24 protein-coding genes are annotated in these 21,901 nt (G+C 66.7%); 12 read left to right on the top strand and 12 right to left on the bottom strand.

Annotated features, from left to right (window positions below; all coding sequences use genetic code 11):
• The coding region (locus tag AC1DS0_RS30135; protein ID WP_476817885.1) for an autotransporter-associated beta strand repeat-containing protein at window positions 1-2,563 on the bottom strand (2,563 nt) is incomplete at its 3' end.
• 319 nt (window positions 2,564-2,882) lie between these two features.
• Window positions 2,883-3,209 carry a hypothetical protein gene (locus AC1DS0_RS30130; protein ID WP_476817884.1) on the bottom strand — a complete coding sequence of 109 codons (327 nt, stop codon included), beginning with the start codon at window positions 3,207-3,209 and terminating at the stop codon, window positions 2,883-2,885.
• 324 nt (window positions 3,210-3,533) lie between these two features.
• Here AC1DS0_RS30130 and AC1DS0_RS30125 point away from each other — a divergent pair, with 324 nt between their 5' ends.
• On the top strand, window positions 3,534-3,737 hold the full coding sequence (locus AC1DS0_RS30125; RefSeq protein ID WP_476817883.1) for a hypothetical protein: 204 nt from the start codon (window positions 3,534-3,536) through the stop codon (window positions 3,735-3,737).
• A 268-nt stretch (window positions 3,738-4,005) separates the two neighbouring features.
• Here the strand turns inward: AC1DS0_RS30125 and AC1DS0_RS30120 are convergent, their stop codons facing one another.
• Window positions 4,006-5,382: a PleD family two-component system response regulator gene (locus AC1DS0_RS30120; RefSeq protein ID WP_476817882.1), complete on the bottom strand. Its 1,377-nt coding sequence runs from the start codon at window positions 5,380-5,382 to the stop codon at window positions 4,006-4,008.
• Window positions 5,383-5,398: 16 nt separating this feature from the next.
• Complete coding sequence (locus AC1DS0_RS30115; RefSeq protein WP_091842024.1) at window positions 5,399-5,770, bottom strand: response regulator; 372 nt, start codon at window positions 5,768-5,770, stop codon at window positions 5,399-5,401.
• Between the two features lie 141 nt (window positions 5,771-5,911).
• Between AC1DS0_RS30115 and AC1DS0_RS30110 the strand changes: the two genes are divergently transcribed.
• Together AC1DS0_RS30110 and AC1DS0_RS30105 are read left to right on the top strand one after the other, a co-directional pair.
• The gene (locus AC1DS0_RS30110) at window positions 5,912-6,202 is read left to right on the top strand and encodes a DUF3572 domain-containing protein (RefSeq protein WP_152013797.1); all 291 of its coding nucleotides are present in this window, start codon (window positions 5,912-5,914) and stop codon (window positions 6,200-6,202) included.
• Entirely contained in the window at window positions 6,199-7,563 is a 1,365-nt protein-coding gene (locus AC1DS0_RS30105; RefSeq protein ID WP_476817881.1) for a DNA polymerase IV, read from the top strand. Before AC1DS0_RS30110 ends, AC1DS0_RS30105 begins: the two co-directional genes overlap by 4 nt.
• Here the strand turns inward: AC1DS0_RS30105 and AC1DS0_RS30100 are convergent.
• Window positions 7,520-8,347 (bottom strand): cell envelope integrity EipB family protein, encoded by an 828-nt coding sequence (locus tag AC1DS0_RS30100; RefSeq protein ID WP_152013779.1) that lies wholly within the window; start codon window positions 8,345-8,347, stop codon window positions 7,520-7,522. The two genes, AC1DS0_RS30105 and AC1DS0_RS30100, sit on opposite strands and share 44 nt — an antisense overlap.
• A gap of 105 nt (window positions 8,348-8,452) precedes the next feature.
• On the bottom strand, window positions 8,453-9,028 hold the full coding sequence (locus tag AC1DS0_RS30095; RefSeq protein WP_476817880.1) for a TetR/AcrR family transcriptional regulator: 576 nt from the start codon (window positions 9,026-9,028) through the stop codon (window positions 8,453-8,455).
• Window positions 9,029-9,150: 122 nt separating this feature from the next.
• Here AC1DS0_RS30095 and AC1DS0_RS30090 point away from each other — a divergent pair, with 122 nt between their 5' ends.
• From AC1DS0_RS30090 to AC1DS0_RS30050, 9 genes are all read left to right on the top strand, one after another.
• Complete coding sequence (locus AC1DS0_RS30090; RefSeq protein ID WP_476817879.1) at window positions 9,151-9,963, top strand: SDR family NAD(P)-dependent oxidoreductase; 813 nt, start codon at window positions 9,151-9,153, stop codon at window positions 9,961-9,963.
• A 105-nt stretch (window positions 9,964-10,068) separates the two neighbouring features.
• A complete protein-coding gene (locus AC1DS0_RS30085; protein ID WP_476817878.1) occupies window positions 10,069-10,542 on the top strand; it encodes a RidA family protein in 474 nt (157 codons plus the stop codon).
• Window positions 10,542-11,291: a glycerophosphodiester phosphodiesterase family protein gene (locus tag AC1DS0_RS30080; protein ID WP_476817877.1), complete on the top strand. Its 750-nt coding sequence runs from the start codon at window positions 10,542-10,544 to the stop codon at window positions 11,289-11,291. The genes AC1DS0_RS30085 and AC1DS0_RS30080 overlap by 1 nt, the downstream gene beginning before the upstream one ends.
• Entirely contained in the window at window positions 11,288-12,523 is a 1,236-nt protein-coding gene (locus AC1DS0_RS30075; RefSeq protein WP_476817876.1) for a GNAT family N-acetyltransferase, read from the top strand. Before AC1DS0_RS30080 ends, AC1DS0_RS30075 begins: the two co-directional genes overlap by 4 nt.
• 34 nt (window positions 12,524-12,557) lie before the next feature.
• Complete coding sequence (locus AC1DS0_RS30070) at window positions 12,558-12,986, top strand: HIT family protein (RefSeq protein ID WP_476817875.1); 429 nt, start codon at window positions 12,558-12,560, stop codon at window positions 12,984-12,986.
• A gap of 64 nt (window positions 12,987-13,050) precedes the next feature.
• Window positions 13,051-13,518 carry a carboxymuconolactone decarboxylase family protein gene (locus AC1DS0_RS30065; protein ID WP_476817874.1) on the top strand — a complete coding sequence of 156 codons (468 nt, stop codon included), beginning with the start codon at window positions 13,051-13,053 and terminating at the stop codon, window positions 13,516-13,518.
• 69 nt (window positions 13,519-13,587) lie between these two features.
• Window positions 13,588-14,052, top strand: a complete 465-nt coding sequence (locus AC1DS0_RS30060) for a carboxymuconolactone decarboxylase family protein (RefSeq protein WP_476817873.1) — start codon at window positions 13,588-13,590, stop codon at window positions 14,050-14,052.
• Between the two features lie 9 nt (window positions 14,053-14,061).
• Window positions 14,062-14,949 carry a sigma-70 family RNA polymerase sigma factor gene (locus AC1DS0_RS30055; RefSeq protein ID WP_476817872.1) on the top strand — a complete coding sequence of 296 codons (888 nt, stop codon included), beginning with the start codon at window positions 14,062-14,064 and terminating at the stop codon, window positions 14,947-14,949.
• A 138-nt stretch (window positions 14,950-15,087) separates the two neighbouring features.
• Window positions 15,088-15,930, top strand: a complete 843-nt coding sequence (locus AC1DS0_RS30050) for a M48 family metallopeptidase (protein WP_476817871.1) — start codon at window positions 15,088-15,090, stop codon at window positions 15,928-15,930.
• 88 nt (window positions 15,931-16,018) lie between these two features.
• Here AC1DS0_RS30050 and AC1DS0_RS30045 read toward each other — a convergent pair whose 3' ends face one another.
• From AC1DS0_RS30045 to AC1DS0_RS30020, 6 genes are all read right to left on the bottom strand, one after another.
• The gene (locus AC1DS0_RS30045) at window positions 16,019-16,375 is read right to left on the bottom strand and encodes an AzlD domain-containing protein (RefSeq protein ID WP_476817870.1); all 357 of its coding nucleotides are present in this window, start codon (window positions 16,373-16,375) and stop codon (window positions 16,019-16,021) included.
• Entirely contained in the window at window positions 16,372-17,106 is a 735-nt protein-coding gene (locus tag AC1DS0_RS30040) for an AzlC family ABC transporter permease (RefSeq protein ID WP_476817869.1), read from the bottom strand. Before AC1DS0_RS30040 ends, AC1DS0_RS30045 begins: the two co-directional genes overlap by 4 nt.
• A 219-nt stretch (window positions 17,107-17,325) precedes the next feature.
• A complete protein-coding gene (locus AC1DS0_RS30035; protein ID WP_476817868.1) occupies window positions 17,326-17,574 on the bottom strand; it encodes a hypothetical protein in 249 nt (82 codons plus the stop codon).
• A 30-nt stretch (window positions 17,575-17,604) separates the two neighbouring features.
• Complete coding sequence (clpA, locus tag AC1DS0_RS30030; RefSeq protein WP_476817867.1) at window positions 17,605-20,112, bottom strand: ATP-dependent Clp protease ATP-binding subunit ClpA; 2,508 nt, start codon at window positions 20,110-20,112, stop codon at window positions 17,605-17,607.
• 43 nt (window positions 20,113-20,155) lie between these two features.
• A complete protein-coding gene (gene clpS / locus AC1DS0_RS30025) occupies window positions 20,156-20,497 on the bottom strand; it encodes an ATP-dependent Clp protease adapter ClpS (RefSeq protein ID WP_244544047.1) in 342 nt (113 codons plus the stop codon).
• Window positions 20,498-20,767: 270 nt separating this feature from the next.
• Entirely contained in the window at window positions 20,768-21,826 is a 1,059-nt protein-coding gene (locus tag AC1DS0_RS30020; RefSeq protein ID WP_476817866.1) for a Rieske 2Fe-2S domain-containing protein, read from the bottom strand.
• Between the last annotated feature and the right edge of the window lie 75 nt (window positions 21,827-21,901).

Below are 21,901 nucleotides of genomic sequence, written 5' to 3'. Positions count from 1 at the left end.
GCGTCAGCGTCCCCGTGCCGACCTTCCTGATGCTGCCGGCGTCGTAGATCATGCCGCTGAACGTGGTCGAGGCGTTGGTCGCGCCGGTCTCCAAGGTCGAGCCGTTCTCGATCCGCAGCTGGCCGGCCCCGGCGATCGAGCCGGCTGTGACCGTCCCGAGCGTGTCGTTGACGTTGAGCAGGCCACCGATCTCGATTGTATAGTCCGAGGCCGCCGACATCGCGCCGGAGCCGTTGATATAGAGCGTCCCGGCCGCGACCGTGGTCGCGCCCGAATAGGTGCTCGTGCCCGACAGGGAGAGCTGGCCAGTGCCGCTCTTGGTCAGCCCGCCCGTGCCCGAGATCGTGCCGCTATGCATGAAGAGCTGTCCGCTCGCGACCTCGATGCCGCCGCCGGAGCTACCCAGCGTCACCGTGCGCGAGGAGGCGAAGTTGCCGGTCACCAGCAGCGTGCCGCCGTCCAGCGTCAGACTGCCGGAGGCCACGCCGAGATTGGCGTCCGACCCGACTGCGAGCTTGCCGCCGGCAATCGTCGTCCCACCGCTATAGCTGTTGTTCCCGGTCAAGGTCAGCGTACCGGTGCCGACCTTCCGCAAGCTGCCGCCATCGGAGATCACCCCGCTGAAGATGGTCGAGGCGTTGGTCGCCCCGGCCTCCAGCGTCGAGTCCTGCTCGATCTGGATCGAGCCAGCACCTGCGATCGAGCCAGCCGTGACCGTGCCGACGCCGTCATTGATGTCGAGCAGCGCACCGGCGGCGATCGTATAGTCGGATGCCGCTGACAGGGCGCCGGCGCCGTTGATGTAGAGCGTGCCGGCCGACACCGTGGTCGCGCCCGAATAGGTGCTGCTGCCCGAGAGGATGAGCCAGCCATCGCCGGTCTTGATCAAGCCGCCAGTGCCCGAGATCGTGCCGCTATGGGAGAGGTTCTGGCCGCTCGCCACCTCGATCGTGCCACCGGAGCTGCCCAGGGTCACCGCGCGCGCCGTATCAAAGCCGCTCGCGACCAGCGTGCCGCCATCCAGCGTCAGCCCGCCCGAGGCATCGCCGAGATTGGCGTCGGACGAGACCGAGAGCCTGCCGCCCGTGACGGTGGTGCCACCCATGTAGGTGTTGGCTCCAGAGAGCGCGAGCTCGCCGGCGCCGCTCTTGGTCAGGCCGCCGGAATCGGAGATCACGCCGCTTTGCGTGAAGGCCTGTCCGGCAGCGACCTCGATGGTGCCGCCGACATTCAATGTCATCGTCCGGGCCGAGACGAAGCTGCCGGTGACGAGCAGCGTGCCGCCGCCGAAGGTCAGGCCGCCCGACACGTCGCCGAGATTGCCATCGGACGAGACCGAGAGCGTGCCCGACGCGATCGTCGTGCCACCGCCATAGGTATTGGCACCCGAGAGCACGAGCGTGCCGCCGCCGGATTTGGTGAGTCCGCCCGCCCCGGAAACGATGCCGCTCATGGTCAGGCTCTGGCCAGCATCGACCTCGACCGTGCCGGCGCTGACGAGATCGACCGCCCGCGCCGTGGAAAAGCTCGCCGTCGCCTGCAGCACGCCGCCGTTCAGCGTGATGCCGCCTGCGGTGCCGCCGAGATTGCCGTCGGAGGAGACGGAGACCTTGCCGCCCGCGATCGTCGTGCCGCCGGCATAGCTGTTGGCGCCGGTCAGCGTCAGCGTGCCCGCACCGGTCTTGATCACAGCGCCGGCGCCGCTGATGACGCTGTCGACGGTGACATCAGTCGGCTGGGCGAAGCTCAGCGTACCGGCTTCGATCACGATGCCGCCGGTCAGGCCAGAGGTGGCGTTGCCGAAGGTCAGGCTGTTGCTGCCCCCAGTGAAGCGGATCGCCGCGGCACGGGTCACGCCATCGCCGGAAAGCCCGCCGGCGATCGTGCCGTTGTTGGTGATCGACAGGTTCGCGCCGACGATGCCGACACCACCCGCGCCGTGGCTGCCGTGCCGGGCGTCGAAGGCCGGCCCGAGGCCTCGCACGCCGCCATTGCCGCCCTGAACCGAACCATTGACTGTCAAGGTGCTCGCGGCGCTGCCATCGGTGAACAGCAAGCCGGTACCGCCCGAACCGCCGGAACCGCCATAGTCGACGAGGGAGCCGCCGCCATTCCCGCCACGTCCGCCGGCAATGGTGCCGGACACGACGCCCGTCACGCCCGTCCCGGTGACCACCGCGCCATAACCGCCGGCGCCGCCGCCGCCGCCGCCGGTGGAGCCGTTACCGTGGCTGCCGGCTCCGCCGCCGGAGCCGGTGCTGGACCCCAATGGCAGCGCGGCATCGACAGAGCCGTGAACACCGCCAGCTCCGCCACGGCCGAGGGAGGGGCCACTGCCGCTGATGCCGCCGGCGCCGCCAGTGACAGCACCGGCGCCGCCACCGCCGCCACCTGCGTTGGCCACTGTGCCAACGCCGCCGGAGCCACCGACGCCGGTCGGGTTGTCGATCCCCGCCGTGCCGCCGTTATTCGCATTGCCTTCAGGATTTCCGCCGCGCCCGCCATCGGCCAAAGCCGGAGGACCGGCCAGCAGCAAAGCCAGCACGAGCAGGGATGCCGACATGGCCAACCCCGGCAGGCGATTACGCGACAGGCCACGGGCCCGCACGGTGATCGGGCGATTTGAATCGATCGGCAGCATTCAGAATCCCACCACGGCAGGCGAGATTGCGCGGGTGCGCGCGCAAGGCAATGAACAGCCGTTCACATCCCGCCAAATCGGCTCGGTGGGACACAGATGGTACAGCGATAGCCCTGCCACGCGCCGGATGGACCGGCGCCGAGGTGCAGGATCTTGCCGATGCCGAGAATGCCTGTGCCGAGGTAGGCATCGGCACAGGGAAAGGCCTCTACCGCCCCAATGACCCGCCGGTCGCTTCCCGTCAGAAGGCCGGCTTCGGTACGAACAGGCAGATCGGCCGCTGTGACGGCGCGATCACCGAGCCGGTCAGCATCCCGCCGCTGCGGCAGATGTGGAAGCGCCCGTCCTTGGAGACGCGCGTGCTCTGCTCGGCCACGAAATGCCCGTCATGGGTGAGGTATCCGCCCGGAACGATGCGTGGCTCAGGCTCGCGCGCATCGGCATCCAGCCCCATCGGCCAGCAATCGCGGTCGCTGCAGCAATCGTAAGGGTACCAGCTATGCGCGTGAACAGGCCCTCCGCCCCACGGCAGCAATGCGAGGCAGAGCGCCGATGCGATGAGACGCATGGGTCGCTCCTTGGAGTCCGCTTGCCGATGAGGCCATGCCGGCCGGATCGGCGTCGGCTCTTGCAAAGATATCAGGCCAGCAGCTTCGCAGCCGAATAGCAGGGCATGCGAATCGTCATCAGATTAGCATGAGACGACGATGGTTAATGCAGTCTTGCATCCCTCTCGGCGCCTAGTTCTTGGCCAGTATTCGCCGATGCATTCGCCAAGCGCCCTCGACGCGAGCAGTTCGCTCCGGGCTCTTGGCGAACTCGCTGGCGCCGGCAGTGCCGATCTTCTAACTTGCCGGCGCGGCCCGGCCCGCGCCATCCGCAGGAGCCTCGCTTGAGCAACGGCCCAGAGTCAGCCGAACCGCATTCGCGCCCAGGCGGACTGGTACGCGGCTTCCTGCGCCTGATCGTCGAGGTCGACGAGTCGCGCCGCTGGACGCACCGCCTGCGGGCTGCCCTGCTCCTGCTGCTGCTGCTCGTCGGCTTCGGTGTGCTCGGCTACTGGATACCGGAGCTGGTCGAACGCCATCTGCGCTGAGGCGACGACCCCGAAAGCGAGGTGGCCGGCCGACGACGGGGCTGAGGAGGCCAGGATCCCGTCATCGGCCGGCCGAGCCCAGCGGTGACCCAGGAGATGCGGCGGAACCTGGGCTTCCGAAGGGCGTTCCGGACGGCTGCTCGGCAGCCGTTCTCTTGGAAATCACCCTACGCGGAAGCCCTCCCGAATCAATCGGAGACGATTGATTCACCATTATTCATCGAAACTTAACCCTACTTGGAAACCTTACCTCGCCCGCTATGGCGGGTCAGGCGGCGCTGGCGACGATGACGCGGTTGCGGCCGGCAGCCTTGGCTCGGTAGACCGCCTCGTCGGCCCGCTTCATCATCTCGACCGGCCCGGCATCGCCCGCTCTCCGGCTGGCGACGCCGATCGACACCGTCACCGTAATCGCGCGCTGCCCGCGCTGGATCTGAAAAGCCTCGCCCTCGACCCGTTCCCGGATGCGTTCGGCAACGGCCCGCGCCGCCTCGAGCGCGGTGTCAGGCAGCACGACGACGATCTCCTCACCGCCCATGCGCGCCACCAGGTCGATGCCGCGCGTGCAGGCGCGGATCCGGTCGGCGAATTCGCGCAGGACCTCGTCGCCGGCATCGTGGCCCCAGCTGTCGTTGACGACCTTGAAGCGATCGACGTCGAGCACCAGCAGCGACAGCGCCCGCGCCCTGAGTGCCGACTCGTCGAACAGGGTCGCAAGCCGGCTGTCGAGATAGCGGCGGTTATGGAGGCCGGTGAGCTGGTCCATCACCGCCATTTCCATCGAGGACTGCACGCTGTCGCGCAGCCTCTCGGCGAAGCGCTTGCGGCGGACCAGCGTCCGGGCGCGCGCCAGCAATTCGTTGCGGTCGATCGGCCGGACCAAGAAGTCATGCGCGCCGATTTCCAGGCCGCGAAGCACGCGGGACTTGTCTTCGGCCTCGCCGAGCAGCAGCACGGAGAGGTTGCGCGTGCGCTCCAGCGAGCGCAGCTGGCTGCACAGCCTCAGGCCGTCATAGTTCTGCAGGTCCAGGCTCACCAGGACGATCTCGAAATCGCCTTCGGCGGCGCGCGCGAGCGCGGCCTGCGCATCGGTTTCCGTCTCGATCGAATGGAAGGCCGACAGCGCCTGTGTCAGGCGCTCGGCGATCAGCGGCCGGTCCTCGATCAGGAGGACGCGGCCGTTGAGCCCGGTTTCTGCCGCGGCCGCGGCCAACGGATCGGCGATGCCGAGCTGCCGCGAGGCGAGCGCGCGCTGGCGCAACTCGTCGGTGACCGATTTCAGCCGGACCAGGCTGCGCACTCGCGCAAACAAAGCGGTGTCGTCGATCGGCTTGGTCAGGAAGTCGTCGGCACCGGCATCGAGCCCCTTCAGCCGATCGCTCGGCTGGTCGAGCGCCGTCACGATCACCACCGGGATATGGGCGGTGGTCGCGCTGTGCTTCAGCCGGCGGCAGACCTCGAAGCCGTTCATGCCGGGCATCATCACATCGAGCAGGACGATGTCCGCCTCGCCACGCTCGCAGATCGCCAGCGCATCGATGCCGTTCGTCGCAGTGATGACGTCAAAGTACTCGGCGCCCAGCTTGGCTTCGAGCAGCTTCACATTCGCGGGAATGTCGTCGACGACCAGGACCCGGGCTGACATGGCTCAGCGTTTCCCTTCAGGCCGTGCCGACATAGGCGCGCACTGTCTCGAGGAACTTGCCTACCGAGATCGGCTTCGAGATATAGGCCTCGCAGCCGCCCTCCCGGATACGTTCCTCGTCACCCTTCATCGCGAAGGCGGTGACCGCGATCACGGGGATCGACTTCAGCGCATCGTCCTCCTTGATCCATTTCGTCACCTCCAGCCCGGAGACCTCCGGCAGCTGGATGTCCATCAGGATCAGATCGGGATGATGCGTGCGCGCCAGCTCGATCGCCTCGATGCCATCCGCCGTCTTGAGCGTCGCATAGCCATGGGCCTCCAACAGGTCGTTGAAGAGCTTCATGTTGAGCTCGTTGTCCTCGACGATCAGAACCGTCTTCTTCATCTGTCCCCCAGTCCGCACAGTCCTGGTCATCCGATGTCGGATTCTCCAGGCTGTCGGCCGCGTTCAGTGTTAGGTTTAACATGCGAGCAGTTGACGAAACGCAAACCCGAAACCCGACTCGTCGATCATAGATAGATGGCCATGCCGCACCCGATCACCAGCGAGGAAGCGCAGACCCTGGCGCTCAAGGCCCTCGCTTTCCTGGCCTCCGAGCCGGAGCGCCTGGAACCGTTCCTGGCCACCACCGGCCTCGGCCCTGCAACCCTGCGCAGTGCCGCGCAGGAGCCCGGCTTCCTCCTCGGCGTGCTCGACCATCTCTGCGCCAGCGATTCGCTGCTGCTCGAGTTTGCCGGAAATCTGCACCTGAAGCCCGAAATGGTGGCGCAAGCGCGAGAAATCCTCGCCGGCCCGCCCGAAGCCTACGAGCCGTGAGCGACGAGGTCGGCATCGCCGTCTCGACCCGGGCGCTCTGCCGCGACTGCATGCACGACCATGACGAGGCGCGCGCGCCGGTGCGCCGCTGCCCATCCTGCGGCTCGCCGCGCCTACTGCGCCATGCCGAACGCGACAGCCTGCATCTCGCCCATATCGATTGCGATGCCTTCTATGCCGCCATCGAGAAGCGCGACGATCCCTCCCTGCTCGACAAGCCGGTGATCATCGGCGGCGGCAAGCGCGGCGTGGTCTCGACCTGCTGCTACATCGCCCGCATGTCCGGCGTGCGCTCGGCCATGCCGATGTTCCAGGCGCTGAAGGCCTGCCCCGAGGCCACCGTGATCAAGCCGGACATGGCGAAATACGTCGCTGTCGGCCGCCAGGTCCGCAAACTGATGCAGGAGCTGACGCCATTGGTCGAGCCGCTCTCGATCGACGAGGCCTTCCTCGATCTCGGTGGCACGCAGCGGCTCCACCATGCCAGCCCGGCGCTCACCCTCGCCCGCTTCCAGCGCCGGATCGAGGACGAGATCGGCATCACCATCTCGGTCGGGCTCTCCTACGCAAAGTTCCTCGCCAAGGTCGCCTCCGATCTCGACAAGCCGCGCGGTTTCTCGATCATCGGCCAGGCCGAGGCCGTCGCCTTCCTGGCCCGGAAGCCGGTCGGGATGATCCCCGGCATCGGCAAGGCCGGCGTGGCGAAGCTGGCGCAGTCGGGCTTCCGCGTCATCGGCGATCTCGCCAAGGCCGAGATCGCGACGCTCTATCGCCTGGTCGGCAAGGACGGGCCACGCCTGCGGAATCTCGCGCTCGGCATCGACCCGCGGAAGGTCACCGTCGAGCACGAGGCCAAGACCGTCTCATCCGAGACGACGCTCGACGTCGACGTCGCCAGCTTCGAGGAGCTGGAGCCGATCCTCTGGCGGCTCTGCGAAAGGACCTCGCAGCGGCTGAAAGCGCAGGAGCTTGCCGGGCGCACCGTCACCCTCAAGCTCAAGACCCACGACTTCCACATCATCACCCGCGCCGCACGCCTGCCCGAGCCGAGCCAGCTCGCGGCGCGCCTCTTTTCCGCCGGACGCGACCTGCTCAGGCGCGAATGCACCGGGCCGCGCTACCGGCTGATCGGCATCGGCATGAGCGATTTCTCCGATCCGGCCGAGGCCGATCGCGGCGATCTCGCCGATCTGCAGACGCCGAAGCTGAAGGCGATGGAAAGCGCCCTCGACAAGGTCCGCGCCAAATTCGGCGACGCCGCGATCGAAAAGGGCCTGTCGCTGCGCGATACGCGCCGCAGGACGACTTCGAGCACGACTACTTCGAGCACTCGCTCGCCGGAAGCAGATCCAGACGCGTGAGCGTGCCGCGCAGCGCGAACGAGCCGTAATCAAGCCGGATCGCACCTGTGACGCCGTTCTCATAGAGCTCGAAGGACACGGTGTAAGCCGGTGTGCTCTCACCGGAACCGACCTTGAAATAGGAGACCGTCACCGGCCAGCGCGCGAGCTTCTCGAATTCCGGCTTGCGCAGCGGCGTCTCGGCGGCCGGCGTCGTGATCTTGCGGCCGATCACCGAGAGCGTGTCGTAGACGTCCTTGCCGGAATTGGCGCCGTCATAGAGGCGGACATTGAGGGTATTCTTGCCCTCGCGCGCCGCCTGGATCACGGCCTTCATCTGCTCATTCGGAAACATCGCTGCGCTCGGCTCGCGATGCGTCTCAGCCTTGGGTGCACGCAGCTGCACTTCGTAGCCGGCCTCGCCCTTCTTCGCCGTGCCGTCGACAATGTCGGCCGGCGCGCCTGCGGCCGAGCTTTCGGTCTTGAAGCGATAGCTCTTGGCGTCACCCTCTTCGAAGCTTGTCGTGCGCGCATCGATCACGCGCGGGCCGCCTTCGCTGGTCAGCTCAGTGACCTGCCGGAAGGAGAGCGCATAGCCATCGCAGGCGTCACCGGAGAAGTCGAAGGCGATGCGGCCGCGCGCCGTGGTGATGTCGCGCGAAGGCTTGCCGTCGTCGAGCACGAGATCATAGACCGCCCGGTGCGGCACCAGCACGACGCGCTCGGCCGAAGCTGGAGCTTGCGCCCAGACTCCCGTCGCCGCCATCACCGCCAGGCCTGCGATCCCGCCGCGATACGTCTTCATGCCGATCCTCGATTCGCGCTCTTAGCCGGGGCGAACTGCAGCCCTTCAAATCTAGGTGCATTGCGGCAATGGCGCAAACAAGGCGGGCAACGCAGGTTGCGCCCCTCACGCCTCGGCAGAGGAAAGCTCCGCCTTGGCCGTCGCCAGGATCTCGTCCGACAGCGCTTCATCATCGACCATTCGGGCGAGCACGAGCGCGCCGACCAATGTGGCGTAGCTCGCAATGGCGCTGGCTCTGCGCTCGTCCGCGGTTGCACCCGGCGCGATGGCGGAGAGGCCCTTGATCGCCACCCGCACGCCCTCCGTCGCGGCAAGACGCGATGCCTCGCCCTGACGCGCAGTGTCGCTGCCAAGCGCTGCGACCGGACAGCCATGGCCGGGATCATCGCGATGCGACGGTGACAGATAGCGATCGACGATCGCCTGCAGCGGCGCCTGTGGGTCCGCGGCCTTCGCCTCGACAGCCCATTGACCGGAGTGGACGAAGGCGCGCCCGAGCGCCTGGGCCGCGAGATCATCCTTCGACGAAAAATGCCCGTAGAAGCCGCCATGGGTCAGGCCGACCGCCTTCATCACATCGGCGACGCCGACCCCGTCGAAGCCGCGCTCGCGGAACAGCGTCGCCGCCGTATCGAGAATGCGCTCGCGATTTTCGGCCATCTGTTCGCGGCTGACCCGCATTGATCCGCTCCTTCGACAATCGGCGATCCAGCCTCTTGACTCTTTATATGACGATGATCATTTAAATTCAATCATGATAATCATCATGAAAAATAGACACTGAAATCGAACAGGAATTCGACATGGCAACGCAGCAGCTCGGCACCGCCCTCATCACCGGCGCCTCGACCGGAATCGGCGCCGTCTACGCCGACAGATTGGCCCGTCGTGGCTATGATCTCGTCCTCGTCGCCCGCGACGCGGCGCGCCTTGAAGCGCTCGCCGAGCGCCTTCGCAAAGAGACTGGCCGCAAGGTGGAATGGCTCAAGGCCGATCTGACCGCGAAGGCGGATCTCGCCGCGATCGAGCAGCGCCTGCGCGAGGACAGGAACCTGACCGTGCTGGTCAACAATGCCGGCATGTCGGTCGCCGGCTCGCTGCTCGATGGCGAGATCGATCATTTCCAGACCATGATCGAGCTGAATGTCATCGCCCCGACCCGCCTCGCCGCGGCGGYCGCCCGTAACTTCGTCGCACGCAAGCAGGGCGCGATCATCAACATCGCCTCGGTGCTGGCCCTGGCGCCGGAGATCTACAATGGCAGCTATAGCGGCACGAAGGCCTACCTCCTGAACCTCAGCATCTCGCTGCAGCAGGAGCTTGCCTCGTCCGGTGTCCATGTCCAGGCAGTGCTTCCCGGTGCCACCCGCACCGAAATCTGGCAGCGCGCCGGCGTCGATGTCGACGGTTTTCCGCCCGAAATGGTGATGGAGGTCGATGCCATGGTCGATGCGGCACTGGCCGGCTTCGACCAGGGCGAGTTCATCACCATTCCCTCGCTGCCGGATACGGCCGACTTCGAGCGCTATACGGCGGCGCGGCTGGCCCTCGGCCCTAATCTCTCGCGCAACGCACCGGCCGAGCGCTATCTGGCGAAGCGCCCCAACGCTGCCTGATCCGCCCTGCCCGGCAGGCGCATCAGCCAAGCCGCGCCGCGCTTGCGACCCGGCTTGGCATCGGCGATGAAAGGCTCCTGTTCAGATCCGGTCAGGAGCCCTCCGATGAACGCTGTCGACACCAAGCTCGCCGCCCTCGGCATCACCCTGCCGGCCCCGGCCGCGCCGGTCGCGAACTACGTTCCCTATGTCATCACCGGCAACCTCTTGATCATCTCCGGCCAGATCTGCTTTGGCCTCGATGGCAAGCTCTCCGACGCACACAAGGGCAAGCTCGGCGGCGAGATCTTCAACGAGGCCGGGCTCGAGGCGGCCAGGCTCTGCGCCATCAACGTGCTCGCCCAGGCCAAGGCGGCGCTCGGCGGCGATCTCGGCCGGATCAAGCGCTGTGTCCGTCTCGGCGGCTTCATCAATGCCGCACCGCATTTCGCCGCCCTGCCGGCGATCATGAACGGCGCCTCCGATTTCATGGTCGAAGTGCTCGGCGATGCCGGCCGCCATGCCCGCTCGACCGTCGGCGTCGCCAATCTGCCGGCCGACGCCGCCGTCGAGGTCGAAGCCATGTTCGAGATCGCCTGATGGCCGCTGAAGCCTGGCTCACCGCCCGCCCGATCGCGCATCGTGGCCTGCACGATGCCGCCGGCGGCGTGATCGAGAACTCGCTCTCGGCGGCTGCCGGCGCGATCGCCGGCAATTTCGCCATCGAGTGCGACGTCCAGCTCAGCGCCGACGAGGACGCGGTCGTCTTCCATGACTTCGTCCTAGACCGCCTCACGGCCGAGACCGGCCGGGTCGATGCCCGCAAGGCAGCCGAGCTCGCGCAGATCGGCCTGAAGGGCGCCAGCGACCGCATCCCGACGCTGACCGGCTTCCTCGACGCCATCGGCGGGCAGACGCCGCTGGTGATCGAGATCAAGAGCCGCTTCGACGGCGACCTGCGGCTGGCCCGGCGTACGGCGCAGATCCTTGAAGCCCATAAGGGCCAGCCGATCGTACTGAAATCCTTCGATCCGGTGATCGTCGCGGCCCTGCGCGAACTCGCCCCCGGCTTCGCCCGCGGCATCGTCGCGATGAACGAGTATGCTTACGCCGACTACGACCATCTCTCGCCTGCGCAGAAGCACGCACTCGCCAACCTCCTGCATTTCGAGCAGAGCCGGCCCGACTTCGTCTCATGGAAGGTCGCCGACCTGCCGAGCGCTGCGCCCTTCCTCTGCCGCAAGGCGCTGGGACTGCCGCTGATGAGCTGGACGGTGCGCACGCCGGAGGACCGCGCCCGCGCCGCCGCACACGCCGACCAGATGGTCTTCGAGGGCTTCCTGCCTTGAGCGAAACCGGCACACGCGACACTCTCAGAGTCCGCGTTGCCACCTCGCTGAAAAGCGTCCCGGCCGCAGACTGGGACGCCTGCGCCAATCCAGGCGCCGGCCGACCGTTTGAATCAGCTTGCGAACAAGCGGATTCAATCTCTCAAGCAGACCCGGACAACCCCTTCGTTTCGCACGCTTTTCTGCGCGCGCTGGAAGAGAGCGACTGCGTCGGCGGCCGCACCGGCTGGTCACCGGCCTATCTCCTGGTCGAAGATGCCGACGACCGCCTGATCGCCGCCGCGCCCTCGTTCGTGAAGGGCCATAGCCAAGGTGAATACGTCTTCGACCATAGCTGGGCCGAAGCCTATATGCGCGCCGGCGGCCGCTATTACCCGAAGATCCAGGTCGCCGCCCCGTTCACGCCCGCGACCGGCCCGCGCCTGCTCGTCGCCGATGGGCCGCATGCAGCCGAGGCGCGCGAGGCTCTCATCGCCGGACTGGAGGCGTTGCGCGAGCAGGTCCGCGGTTCGTCCGTGCACGTCACCTTCGCGCAGGAGCCGGACATGGCGGCGCTGCTGGAGGCGGGTTTCCTCGAACGCCACGACATCCAGTTCCATTGGCGCAATGAGGGCTTCGGCAGCTATGACGACTTCCTCGCCACGCTGGCCTCGCGCAAGCGCAAGGCGCTGAAGCGCGAGCGGCGCGAGGCGCTCTCGGCCGGCATCGAGGTCGCCGTTCTCTCCGGCGCCGATCTCACCGAGAGCGTCTGGGACGACTTCCACTCATTCTACGAGGACACCGGCTCGCGCAAATGGGGCCGGCCCTATCTCAACCGCCGCTTCTTCTCGGAGATCGGGCAGCGCATGGGTGAGCGCGTCGTGCTGGTGCTCGCCCGCCGCGCCGGCCGCAATATCGCCGGCGCCATCAATTTCCGCGGTGGCAACACGCTCTATGGGCGCAACTGGGGCTGCATCGAGGATCACCCCTTCCTGCATTTCGAGCTGTGCTACCACCAGGCCATCGACTACGCGATCGCGCACAAGCTCGTCCGCGTCGAGGCCGGCGCCCAGGGCGAGCACAAGCTGGCACGCGGCTATCGCCCGGTGATCACGCGCTCAGCCCATCTCCTCGCCGATCCCGGCCTCGCCCGTGCCGTCGCCGCCTATCTGCCCGGCGAACGGCGTGAGATCAGCTCTGCAGTGACTGCGCTTGCGCAGGAGAGCCCCTTCCGCAAGGCTGGCGACAGCTGACTTCCTTGGCCCACCAACGACCGGAACCTGCGCGATGACCGCCTATGATCCCAGCAACATCTTCGCCAAGATCCTGCGCGGCGAATTGCCGGCCCACCGCGTCTACGAGGACGACCGGGCGCTCGCCTTCCTCGACATCATGCCGCGCGCGCCCGGTCACACGCTGGTGATCCCGAAGAACCCGGCGCGCAACATCCTCGACATCGACGCCGGCGATCTCGGCTATGTCGCGACGATTTCCCAGCGCATCGCCAGGGCGCAGATGGCCGCCTTCGGCGCCGACGGCATCACCGTGCAGCAGTTCAACGAGAGCGCTGGCGGCCAGGTCGTCTTCCACCTGCACGTCCACGTCATCCCGCGCCATGAGGGCATCGCGATGAAGCCACCGGCCAGCGAGATGGCCAAGCCCGAGGATCTCGCGGCCGCCGCGGAAAAAATTCGAGCGGCGCTAAAAAATCTTTGAGGAGCATGTCACGCGGGCGCTGGCCGTCTCGTCCTGTCTTCATCACCACCTGATGGAGACGACGATGACCCAGCGCCTCAACGGCTTCCAGACCGCCCCCGACGCCTACAAGGCCATGCTCGGCCTGCAGGACTACATCAACCAGTCGAAGCTGGAGCACAGCCTGCTCGAACTGGTGAAGATCCGGGCGTCACAGATCAACCGCTGCGCCTACTGCCTGCACATGCACATCGCCGACGCGCGCAAGGCCGGCGAGAGCGAGATCCGGATTGCCCTGCTCAGCGCCTGGGAGGAGTCCGAGCTCTACACCCCGCGCGAGCGCGCCGTCCTGCGCTGGACGGAAGAGCTGACGCGGCTCGTCGACCGCAGCCCGAGCGACGAGGCCTTCGCCGAGTTGCGCGAGCATTTCGACGAAAAGGATTGCGTCGACCTCTCGGTCGCGATCGGCATGATCAACCTCTGGAACCGGATCAATTGCGGCTTCCGCACGCTGCATCCGAACGATCGTCGCCGCGAGAAGGCCGCGGCCTGACGCCGCGCGAACCAGCCTGCTGGCCCGGCAGTCGCCGGGCCAGAAATGCTTCAGTCCGAAAGCCCCATCATGAGCAAGCGCCTCAACCCCTACACCACCGCCCCCGACACCATGAAGCCGATGATCGCGCTCGAAGCGTCGATCAAGGAGAGCGGCCTCGAGCACAGCCTGATCCACCTCGTGAAGATGCGAGCCTCGCAGATCAATGGCTGCGCCTATTGCCTGCACATGCATTCGGCCGATGCGATCAAGGAGGGCGAGAGCCCGGCCCGCCTCTTCCTGCTCGACGCCTGGCACGAGTCGGCGCTCTATACCCCGCGCGAGCGCGCCGCCCTCGCCTGGACCGATGCGCTGACGCTGATCTCGCAGACCCATGCGCCGGACGAGGCCTATGACGAAGTCGTCAGCCATTTCAGCCCTGAGGAAACCGTGAAGCTCACTCTGCTGATCGGCACGATCAACACCTGGAACCGGATCGCGATCGGCTTCCGCACGAGCCACCCCAACGACCGGCCAGCCAAGACCGCCGCCTGAGACACCGCCATGACCGCCCCGGACGATCTCTTCGAGACGCATCGCCGTTTCCTGACCCGCCTCGCCTATCGCATGCTCGGCTCGGTCAGCGATGCCGAGGACATCGTCCAGGAGGCCTGGCTGCGCTGTCGCGACGTGACGCAGGGCGAGGTCGAAGCGCCGCGCGCCTATCTCGCCCGCACCGTCACGCGCCTCTGCCTCGACCAGATGAAGTCGGCCCGCAGCAAGCGCGAATTCTATGTCGGCGCCTGGCTGCCGGAACCGCTGGTCGAGGAAATCGGCGCGGCTGAAGCCGATGTCGACACGCAGCTCGACGCCCCGATCGCGCTGATGCTCGCGCTCGAACGGCTGTCGCCGCTGGAGCGCGCCGCCTTTCTGCTGCACGACATCTTCGAGCTGGATTTCGCCGAGATCGCCCGCACCATCGATCGTAGCGAGAGCGCCTGCCGCCAGCTCGCCAAGCGCGCCCGCGAGCATGTCCGCATCGACATGCCACCGCGCAACAAGATCGATCCGGCTGAGGCGAAGCGCTTCGTCGAGGCCTTCTTCAAGGCCGCCCACAACGCCGACACCAGCGACCTGCAGACCCTGCTCGCCCAGGATGTCGCCTTCCACAGCGACGGCGGCGGCAAGGTGCTGGCAGTCATGAACGTGCTCCACGGCATCGATCGCGTCGCGCGTTTTTTTGCCGGCATCGCCCGCAAGGTGATGAGCCTCGGGCAATCGACCACCGTCTACAAGCCCGTGATGATCAACGGCTTGCCCGGCTATCTCAGCCTCGAGCGCGGCGAGACTCTGCAGGCGACCGCCCTCGACATCCGCGGCGGGCGCGTCCATGCGATCTATGTCGTGCGCAATCCCGACAAGCTCCGGCACATCACGCTGACGGTCGATTGAGGCGCACGGCATTCTGCGGAGATAACGCAACGTCAGATCGAAACCAGCCCAGACCACACGCGAACCGACGCGATTATGGCTCAAATGTGGACAAGGCATCCCGGCTAGCTGATTTCATCCACGCTGGAGCCTTGCGCTATGAATTTCGATATTTCCCAAGTCAAACATCCCAAGGAAAAGCTCTACGGCAGCATCATGCTCGTCGTCGGAATCGCCATCTGGGCGGTGGTGCTCGGCGCCATTGCCGTTGCCCTGTTGAGCGGCTCGATCTGGCACGGTCTCCTGCTGCTCTTCTATTTCGGCATCTTCTGGCTGGTCTCCTATTGGGCCCGCGCCATCACCCGCGCCTATATGATCGGCCATTTCGTCATGGTCGGGCCCGATCAGTTCCCGCACATCCACCGCATGGTCGAGGACGGCGCTCGCGCGCTCGGCCTGCGCGAGATCCCGCAGACCTTCGTCTACAACTCGAGCGGCGTGCTGAACGCGATGGCGCTACGCCTCGTCGGCCGCCAGCGCTATATCTGGCTGACCTCGGCCCTGATCGACGCCGACAATGACGAGCAGGTTCGCTTCGTCATCGGCCATGAGCTCGGTCACCATGTCGCCGGCCATCTCGACGAGCCCTGGAGCTATCTGCGCTTTCCCGGCCACATCATCCCGTTCCTCGGCGCCGCCTACTCCCGTGGCCGCGAACTGACTTGCGACCGCATCGGCGCCTTCGTCGCCCGCGATCTGCAGGCCGCCCGCACTGGCCTGCAGATGCTGGCCTGCGGCAGCGCCAGGCTGAACGCCCAGATGAACCCCGACGCCTTCCAGAACCAGGAGCAGATGGTGCCCGGCATCGCCGGCTTCTTCCTGAAGATCGTCTCGCATTATCCGCGCCACACCCGCCGCGTCGAGGCGGTGACGCAGTGGTACAAGACGCAGCCGGCGGCAAACCAGACGATCCGCCCGAGCTTCGCACCGCGGCCGGCGTAAAGCCGAGGCGGACAGCCATCGAGCATGACCGAGCCGGCGCCTTCCCAGGCGCCGGTTTTCATATGGAAGGGATCGCGCGGCTAGGCCTTCAGCTCAGCCATACGGCGCCGCCGATCAGCACCGCCTCGCCGGCAAGCACCGCCAGCATCACCCGGCGGCGAAAGGCGAGCACGACCGTAACGGCAACAGCGAGCGCTGCCAGCCTCACCGTAAGCGGCACGCCGGCAAGCGCACCTGGAGCCGTCAGCACCAGCTTGGCCACGACGCCGGCCAGCAGCGAGGTCGCGACCAGCCTGACCCATTCGAGCCAGGGCGATCTCTCGTCCAGCTTCCGCGCGAAGGCGACGGCGAGCCAGCGCCAGATCTCGGTCGGCAGCATCGCGAACAGGACAAGCGCGAGATAGGGCCACCACGGCCCGTCGAGGAAGGCGATCGGCTGGGTCATGCGCCCGCCTTTCGCGCCTTGCGCCAGCGCTGGACCAGGAAGGCGATGCTGCCGCCGGCGATGCCGCTTGCGATCAGATCGAAGCCGCCGCCGATCGCCCAGCCTGCCACCGGCGCAAGCGCGAGGCCGAGCCCGATCGCGACCATGTCGCCGAGGCCGCGAATGCCGGCGACCATCGACGACAGGAAGAAGATCGGTGTCAGGCAGAGCAATCCGGCCGCGACCGGCGCGGGCACGATGCCGGCAAGATGGAAACCGGCATAGGTGCAGAGCGCGCTGATGACGATCAGCGCATTGGCGAAACCGAGGAAATAGCCGACGCGCTGTTCGGGCGGGATGTTCGGCAGTCGCCGGAGCGCCTCGACCCAGGCCGTGACGGCGACGAAATGCGCGATCAGCATCTGCTGCGCCACGCTCTGGCCCGGCCGGCGCAGCAGCGGCAGCAGCGATACGGTCATCGGCAGGAAGCGCAGCGAGGCGAAGCCGATGGCGAGCGCGATCGCGCTCCAGGCGGCGCCGGCGGCGATCGAGGCAAAGAACAGCACCTGCGACGGGCCGGCCCAGACCAGGATCGTCGAGAGCACAGCCGCCTCGACGGGATAGCCGACATCGCGCGCCAATGTGCCGACGCCCATCAGCGAGAGCCCGACGACCCAGGCGGGGAGCATCGCGGCATCGCGGAAGCCGCGCGCCCACGGGCGCAGCCATTGGTTGGGAGCGGCCTCGGTCATCTCGCCATCGCTCTGCGCCACCAGCTGCCCACCGGCACGATCCCTGGCGGAACAGCGCTGCTGCGATCGAAAGGCGAGGAGCTCGAAGATCGGATCATCGGACCGAACGATATGAAAAAGGCCCGCAGCAACTGCGAGCCCTTTTGCTTAAAGCGCATGACGCTGGTCGCATGACAGCCACCAGACCGCGCGCCGGCCTTGCGCCCAGCGCAAGTCGGATCAGAAGCTCTTCATCGCGAGCCCGATCACCTCCTGGAAGAAGTCCATGCCTTCCTTCGGTATCCCGCCGACGGCGCGATAGCCGAGATAGAGCAGATAGAGGAAGGCCGGGACCATGATCCAGCCCAGCACTTCCTCGAAGATGATCCGGCGCCGGCGCCGGCGCGCCCGCTTCTCGAACCAGCCGAGCTTTTCCTTGGGCGCGGGAGCGGCCGCCTGCGCGGCGACCTCGCCCTCTTGAGCCCACACACTTTCCGACTTGCGCTTGAAGAACACCGATCAGGCCTTGGTCAACGGAACCTTCGGGACGGTACGGACGCTGCGCGCCTTCGGCGGCTCGACCGGAGCATCCGGCTTCGGACCGCGCTTGGCGCTGCCGGAGCCGGCCGCCTTGGCCTTGCTCGGCGTTTTCGCCCGCGGCTTGCGCGTGCGCTTCTCGGCTGCAGCAGCGACGTCCTTCTCCGGCTTGGGCTTGATCGGCCCGTCGGGGAATTCGAGGCCGAGCACCTTGATACCGGTCTCGGACTGGATCACCACCACCTTGACCGCACCGCCATTCTTCAGGCGGCCGAACAGCACCTCGTCGGCCAGCGGCGTCTTGATCGTCTGCTGAATCAGACGGGCCATCGGTCGGGCGCCCATCGCCTCGTCATAGCCATTGTCGACCAGCCATTCGCGCGCCTCGTCCGAGAGCTCGATGGTTACGTTGCGGTCAGCGAGCTGCGCCTCGAGCTGCAGCACGAACTTGTCGACGACGCGCGCCACGACCGTCTTCGGCAGGTGGCCGAACGAGATCGTCGCGTCGAGCCGGTTGCGGAACTCCGGCGCGAACAGCTTGTTGATCGCCTCGGTGTCGTCGCCCTCGCGCTTCTGGCGGGTGAAGCCATAGGCGTTCCTGGCCATGTCGGCGGCGCCGGCATTGGTGGTCATGATCAGGATGACGTTCCTGAAATCGACCTGCTTGCCGTTGTTGTCGGTCAGCTTGCCGTGGTCCATCACCTGCAGAAGGATGTTGAACAGGTCAGGATGGGCCTTCTCGATCTCGTCGAGCAGCAGCACGCAGTGCGGATGCTGGTCGATCTGGTCGGTCAAGAGGCCGCCCTGATCGAAGCCGACATAGCCCGGAGGCGCGCCGATCAGCCGCGAGACGGTGTGGCGCTCCATGTATTCCGACATGTCGAAGCGCACGAGCTCGACGCCGAGCGAGGAGGCGAGCTGGCGCGCCACCTCCGTCTTGCCGACGCCGGTCGGCCCCGCGAAGAGGTAGCAGCCGATCGGCTTCTCGCCGTCGCGCAGGCCGGCACGGGCGAGTTTGATCGACGAGGACAGCGCCTCGATCGCCTTCTCCTGACCGTAGACGGTGCGCTTCAGCGTGGTCTCGAGGTTGCGCAGCACCTCGGCATCGTCCTTGGAGACGGTCTTGGCCGGGATGCGCGCCATGGTCGCGACCGCCGCCTCGATCTCCTTGACGCCGATCGTCTTCTTGCGCTTGGCCTCGGTCACCAGCATCTGCGAGGCGCCGGTCTCGTCGATCACGTCGATCGCCTTGTCCGGCAGCTTGCGGTCATGGATGTAGCGCGCCGACAGCTCCACCGCCGCCTTGATGGCGTCGTTGGTGTAGCGCAGCTTGTGAAACTCCTCGAAATAAGGCTTCAGCCCCTTCAGGATCTCGATCGTGTCCGGCACCGACGGCTCGTTGACGTCGATCTTCTGGAAGCGGCGCACCAGCGCCCGGTCCTTCTCGAAATACTGGCGGTATTCCTTGTAGGTGGTCGAGCCGATGCAGCGCAGCCCGCCCGAGGCCAGCGCCGGCTTCAGCAGATTCGAGGCGTCCATCGCGCCGCCCGAGGTCGCACCGGCGCCGATCACCGTATGGATCTCGTCGATGAACATGACCGCCTTCGGGTGCTGCTCGATCTCCTTCATCACCTGCTTGAGGCGTTCCTCGAAATCGCCGCGATAACGCGTGCCGGCGAGCAGCGTGCCCATGTCGAGCGAGAAGACGGTCGCGTCCTCCAGCACCTCCGGCACCTCGCCGCGCACGATCTTGAGCGCCAGACCCTCGGCGATCGCGGTCTTGCCCACGCCGGGATCGCCGACCAGCAGCGGATTGTTCTTCTGCCGGCGGCAGAGGATCTGGATGGTGCGCTGCACCTCGGCCTCACGGCCGATCAGCGGGTCGATGCGCCCGTCGCGCGCCTTGCGGTTGAGGTTGACGCAGTAAGCGTCGAGGGCGCTTTCCTTTTTCTTCTTGTCCTTGTCGCCGTCACTGGCCTGCTCGCTGCGCTGCTCGCGCTGCTCCGGCTCCTCTTCGGCGCCGCGCACGGGCCGGCTCTCGCTGGCGCCGGGGCGCTTGGCGATGCCGTGGCTGATATAGTTGACCGCGTCGTAGCGGGTCATGTCCTGCTCTTGCAGGAAGTAGGCGGCATGGCTCTCGCGCTCAGCGAACATCGCCACGAGCACGTTCGCCCCGGTCACCTCCTCGCGGCCGGACGACTGGACATGGATCACCGCGCGCTGGATCACGCGCTGGAAGCCGGCGGTCGGCTTGGAATCGTCGCGCCCGTCGGTGACGAGGTTGGTCAACTCCGCATCGATATAGTCGACGAGGTTGCGGCGCAGCGTGTCGAGATCGACGCTGCAGGCGCGCATCACCGCGGCGGCATCCTGGTCATCGACCAGCGCCAGCAGCAGGTGTTCCAGCGTCGCATATTCATGGTGGCGCTCATTGGCGAGCGCGAGGGCCCGGTGAAGCGCCTGTTCGAGGCTGCGCGAGAAGCTCGGCAAGGTCAGCGCTCCCAGTCCAGTTTCGAAAGGATGATGTTCAAAGCTACTTCTTCTCCATCACGCATTGCAGCGGATGCATGTGCTTGCGGGCGAGGTCCATCACCAGGGTGACCTTGGTCTCGGCGACCTCGTAGGTGAAGACGCCGCATTCGCCGACGCCGTTCTGGTGAACGTGCATCATGATGCGCGTCGCCTCGGCCCGGTCCTTGTTGAAGAACCGCTCCAGCACATGCACCACGAACTCCATCGGAGTGTAGTCGTCGTTGAGGATCAGCACGCGGTAGAGGTTGGGCTTGCGTGTTCTGGTGCGGGTCAGGACCGCGGTGCCGGTTCCGCTGCGGTCATTGTCGGTCGGGCCGGATGGCGCCCGCGGCTTCGACGCCAGACGCGGCGCAAAAGAGGACGCGTTCCCGCGCGGCGCGTTGCCGGCTGGCAGGTCCTGATCGATTGGCGTCGTGGCTGCTTGGCTCAAGGTGTCCGTCCCGAAGGCTGACATCAAGATAGTGCTTCGCTCACGAATTTACAGTCGTCTCCCCCGCTTCGCCAGCCCGTTCGGAGCGCATGCCACAGCAAAGCGCCTTTTTGAATCGGACAAAGCAAAAGCGCGGCCGGAATAGCCAGGCTTCTCAGGGCCTTGCGGAGCCGCAGCCAACTCTCAAGTTCGCCAGCGCAGCCGCTCCGGAGTAAGCCCATTGGAGAAAACGGTGCCCTCCCGGCGGGCTGTGGCATAGTCACGCTTCAGGCGGAAATACCATTGCGCCAGCCGGTCGGCCTGCCCCAGCAGCAGCATGGTCGGCTTGCGCTCCAGCCCCTGCTGGGCGAGTTCGAGAATCCGCTGGTCCTGGCGCAGGAAGGCGTGCCCTGCCCATCTGATCACCGGCGCGAGCGGCATGAGCTGCGGCAGGTCCGACAGCAGCACATTGGTCAGCAGCGTCCGGCGCGCATCGATTGGCGTGGCGAAGGTCGCGTTGACGATCGCGCGCTCGCCGAGGCGAATCCGTTCGATCCGCTGGCCAGGCAGCAGGAAGTCGACTTCCGTCTGCGGCCTCCCGAGGAGGCGATAGCCGCGCGAGTTCGCCGCCGCCTTGTGCGCCTTCATCCGGAAGCCGAAGGGCAGCGGCTCGAAGTCCTTAACTTTCTCCTGCGCCGTCGCGGTCGGCCGCCACCACCACGAGTTATGGACGTAGCCGACATGTCCGGGGTCGATCAGGCTGAGCACGCTGAGATCATAGGAGGCCTCGACCAGAACCGAGACCGCGACGCGGCAGCGCGTCTTGCCTGCAAGCGCCAAGGCAGGCACCGGCGGCGCAAGCTCCGGCCGCGTACCAAGATAGAGCCAGATGATGCCGTCGCTCTCGCGGATCGGGAACTCGCCGACCTTGACCTGGCCGGGATCGGTGACGTCGCCATCGACCAGCGTCGGCATCGCCCGGCAGCGACCATCGGCTCCGAAGCGCCAGCCATGGAAGGGGCAGGTGATCGCGACGCCGTCGAACCGCCCCTCGGACAGGGGCGCGCCGCGATGCGGGCAGCGATCGCGCAAGGCGAAGAGCTCGCCGAGCTTCGTGCGGCCGATCACGACCTGCTCGCCGAGAACGGTCACGCTCGCCATCGCGCCCGTCGCCAGGCTGCCGGAGCTCTTGACGCAGTACCAGGCCTCCCGGGGCGGCTCTGCACTGCTCGATGCGTCCATGGCAATCGTCGAACGGCTCATTGCGGCTCCTGGCTCAGGTCGCTGCCATCAGGCTAAACACGACGCAGGCAGACAGCCGCCCGCCAGTTGCCAGAG

The sequence above is a fragment of the Allobosea sp. P4_H5 genome (assembly GCF_056400825.1).
The sequence above is the reverse complement of the archived record's forward strand: the minus strand, read 5'-3'. Positions and strand labels throughout refer to the sequence as shown.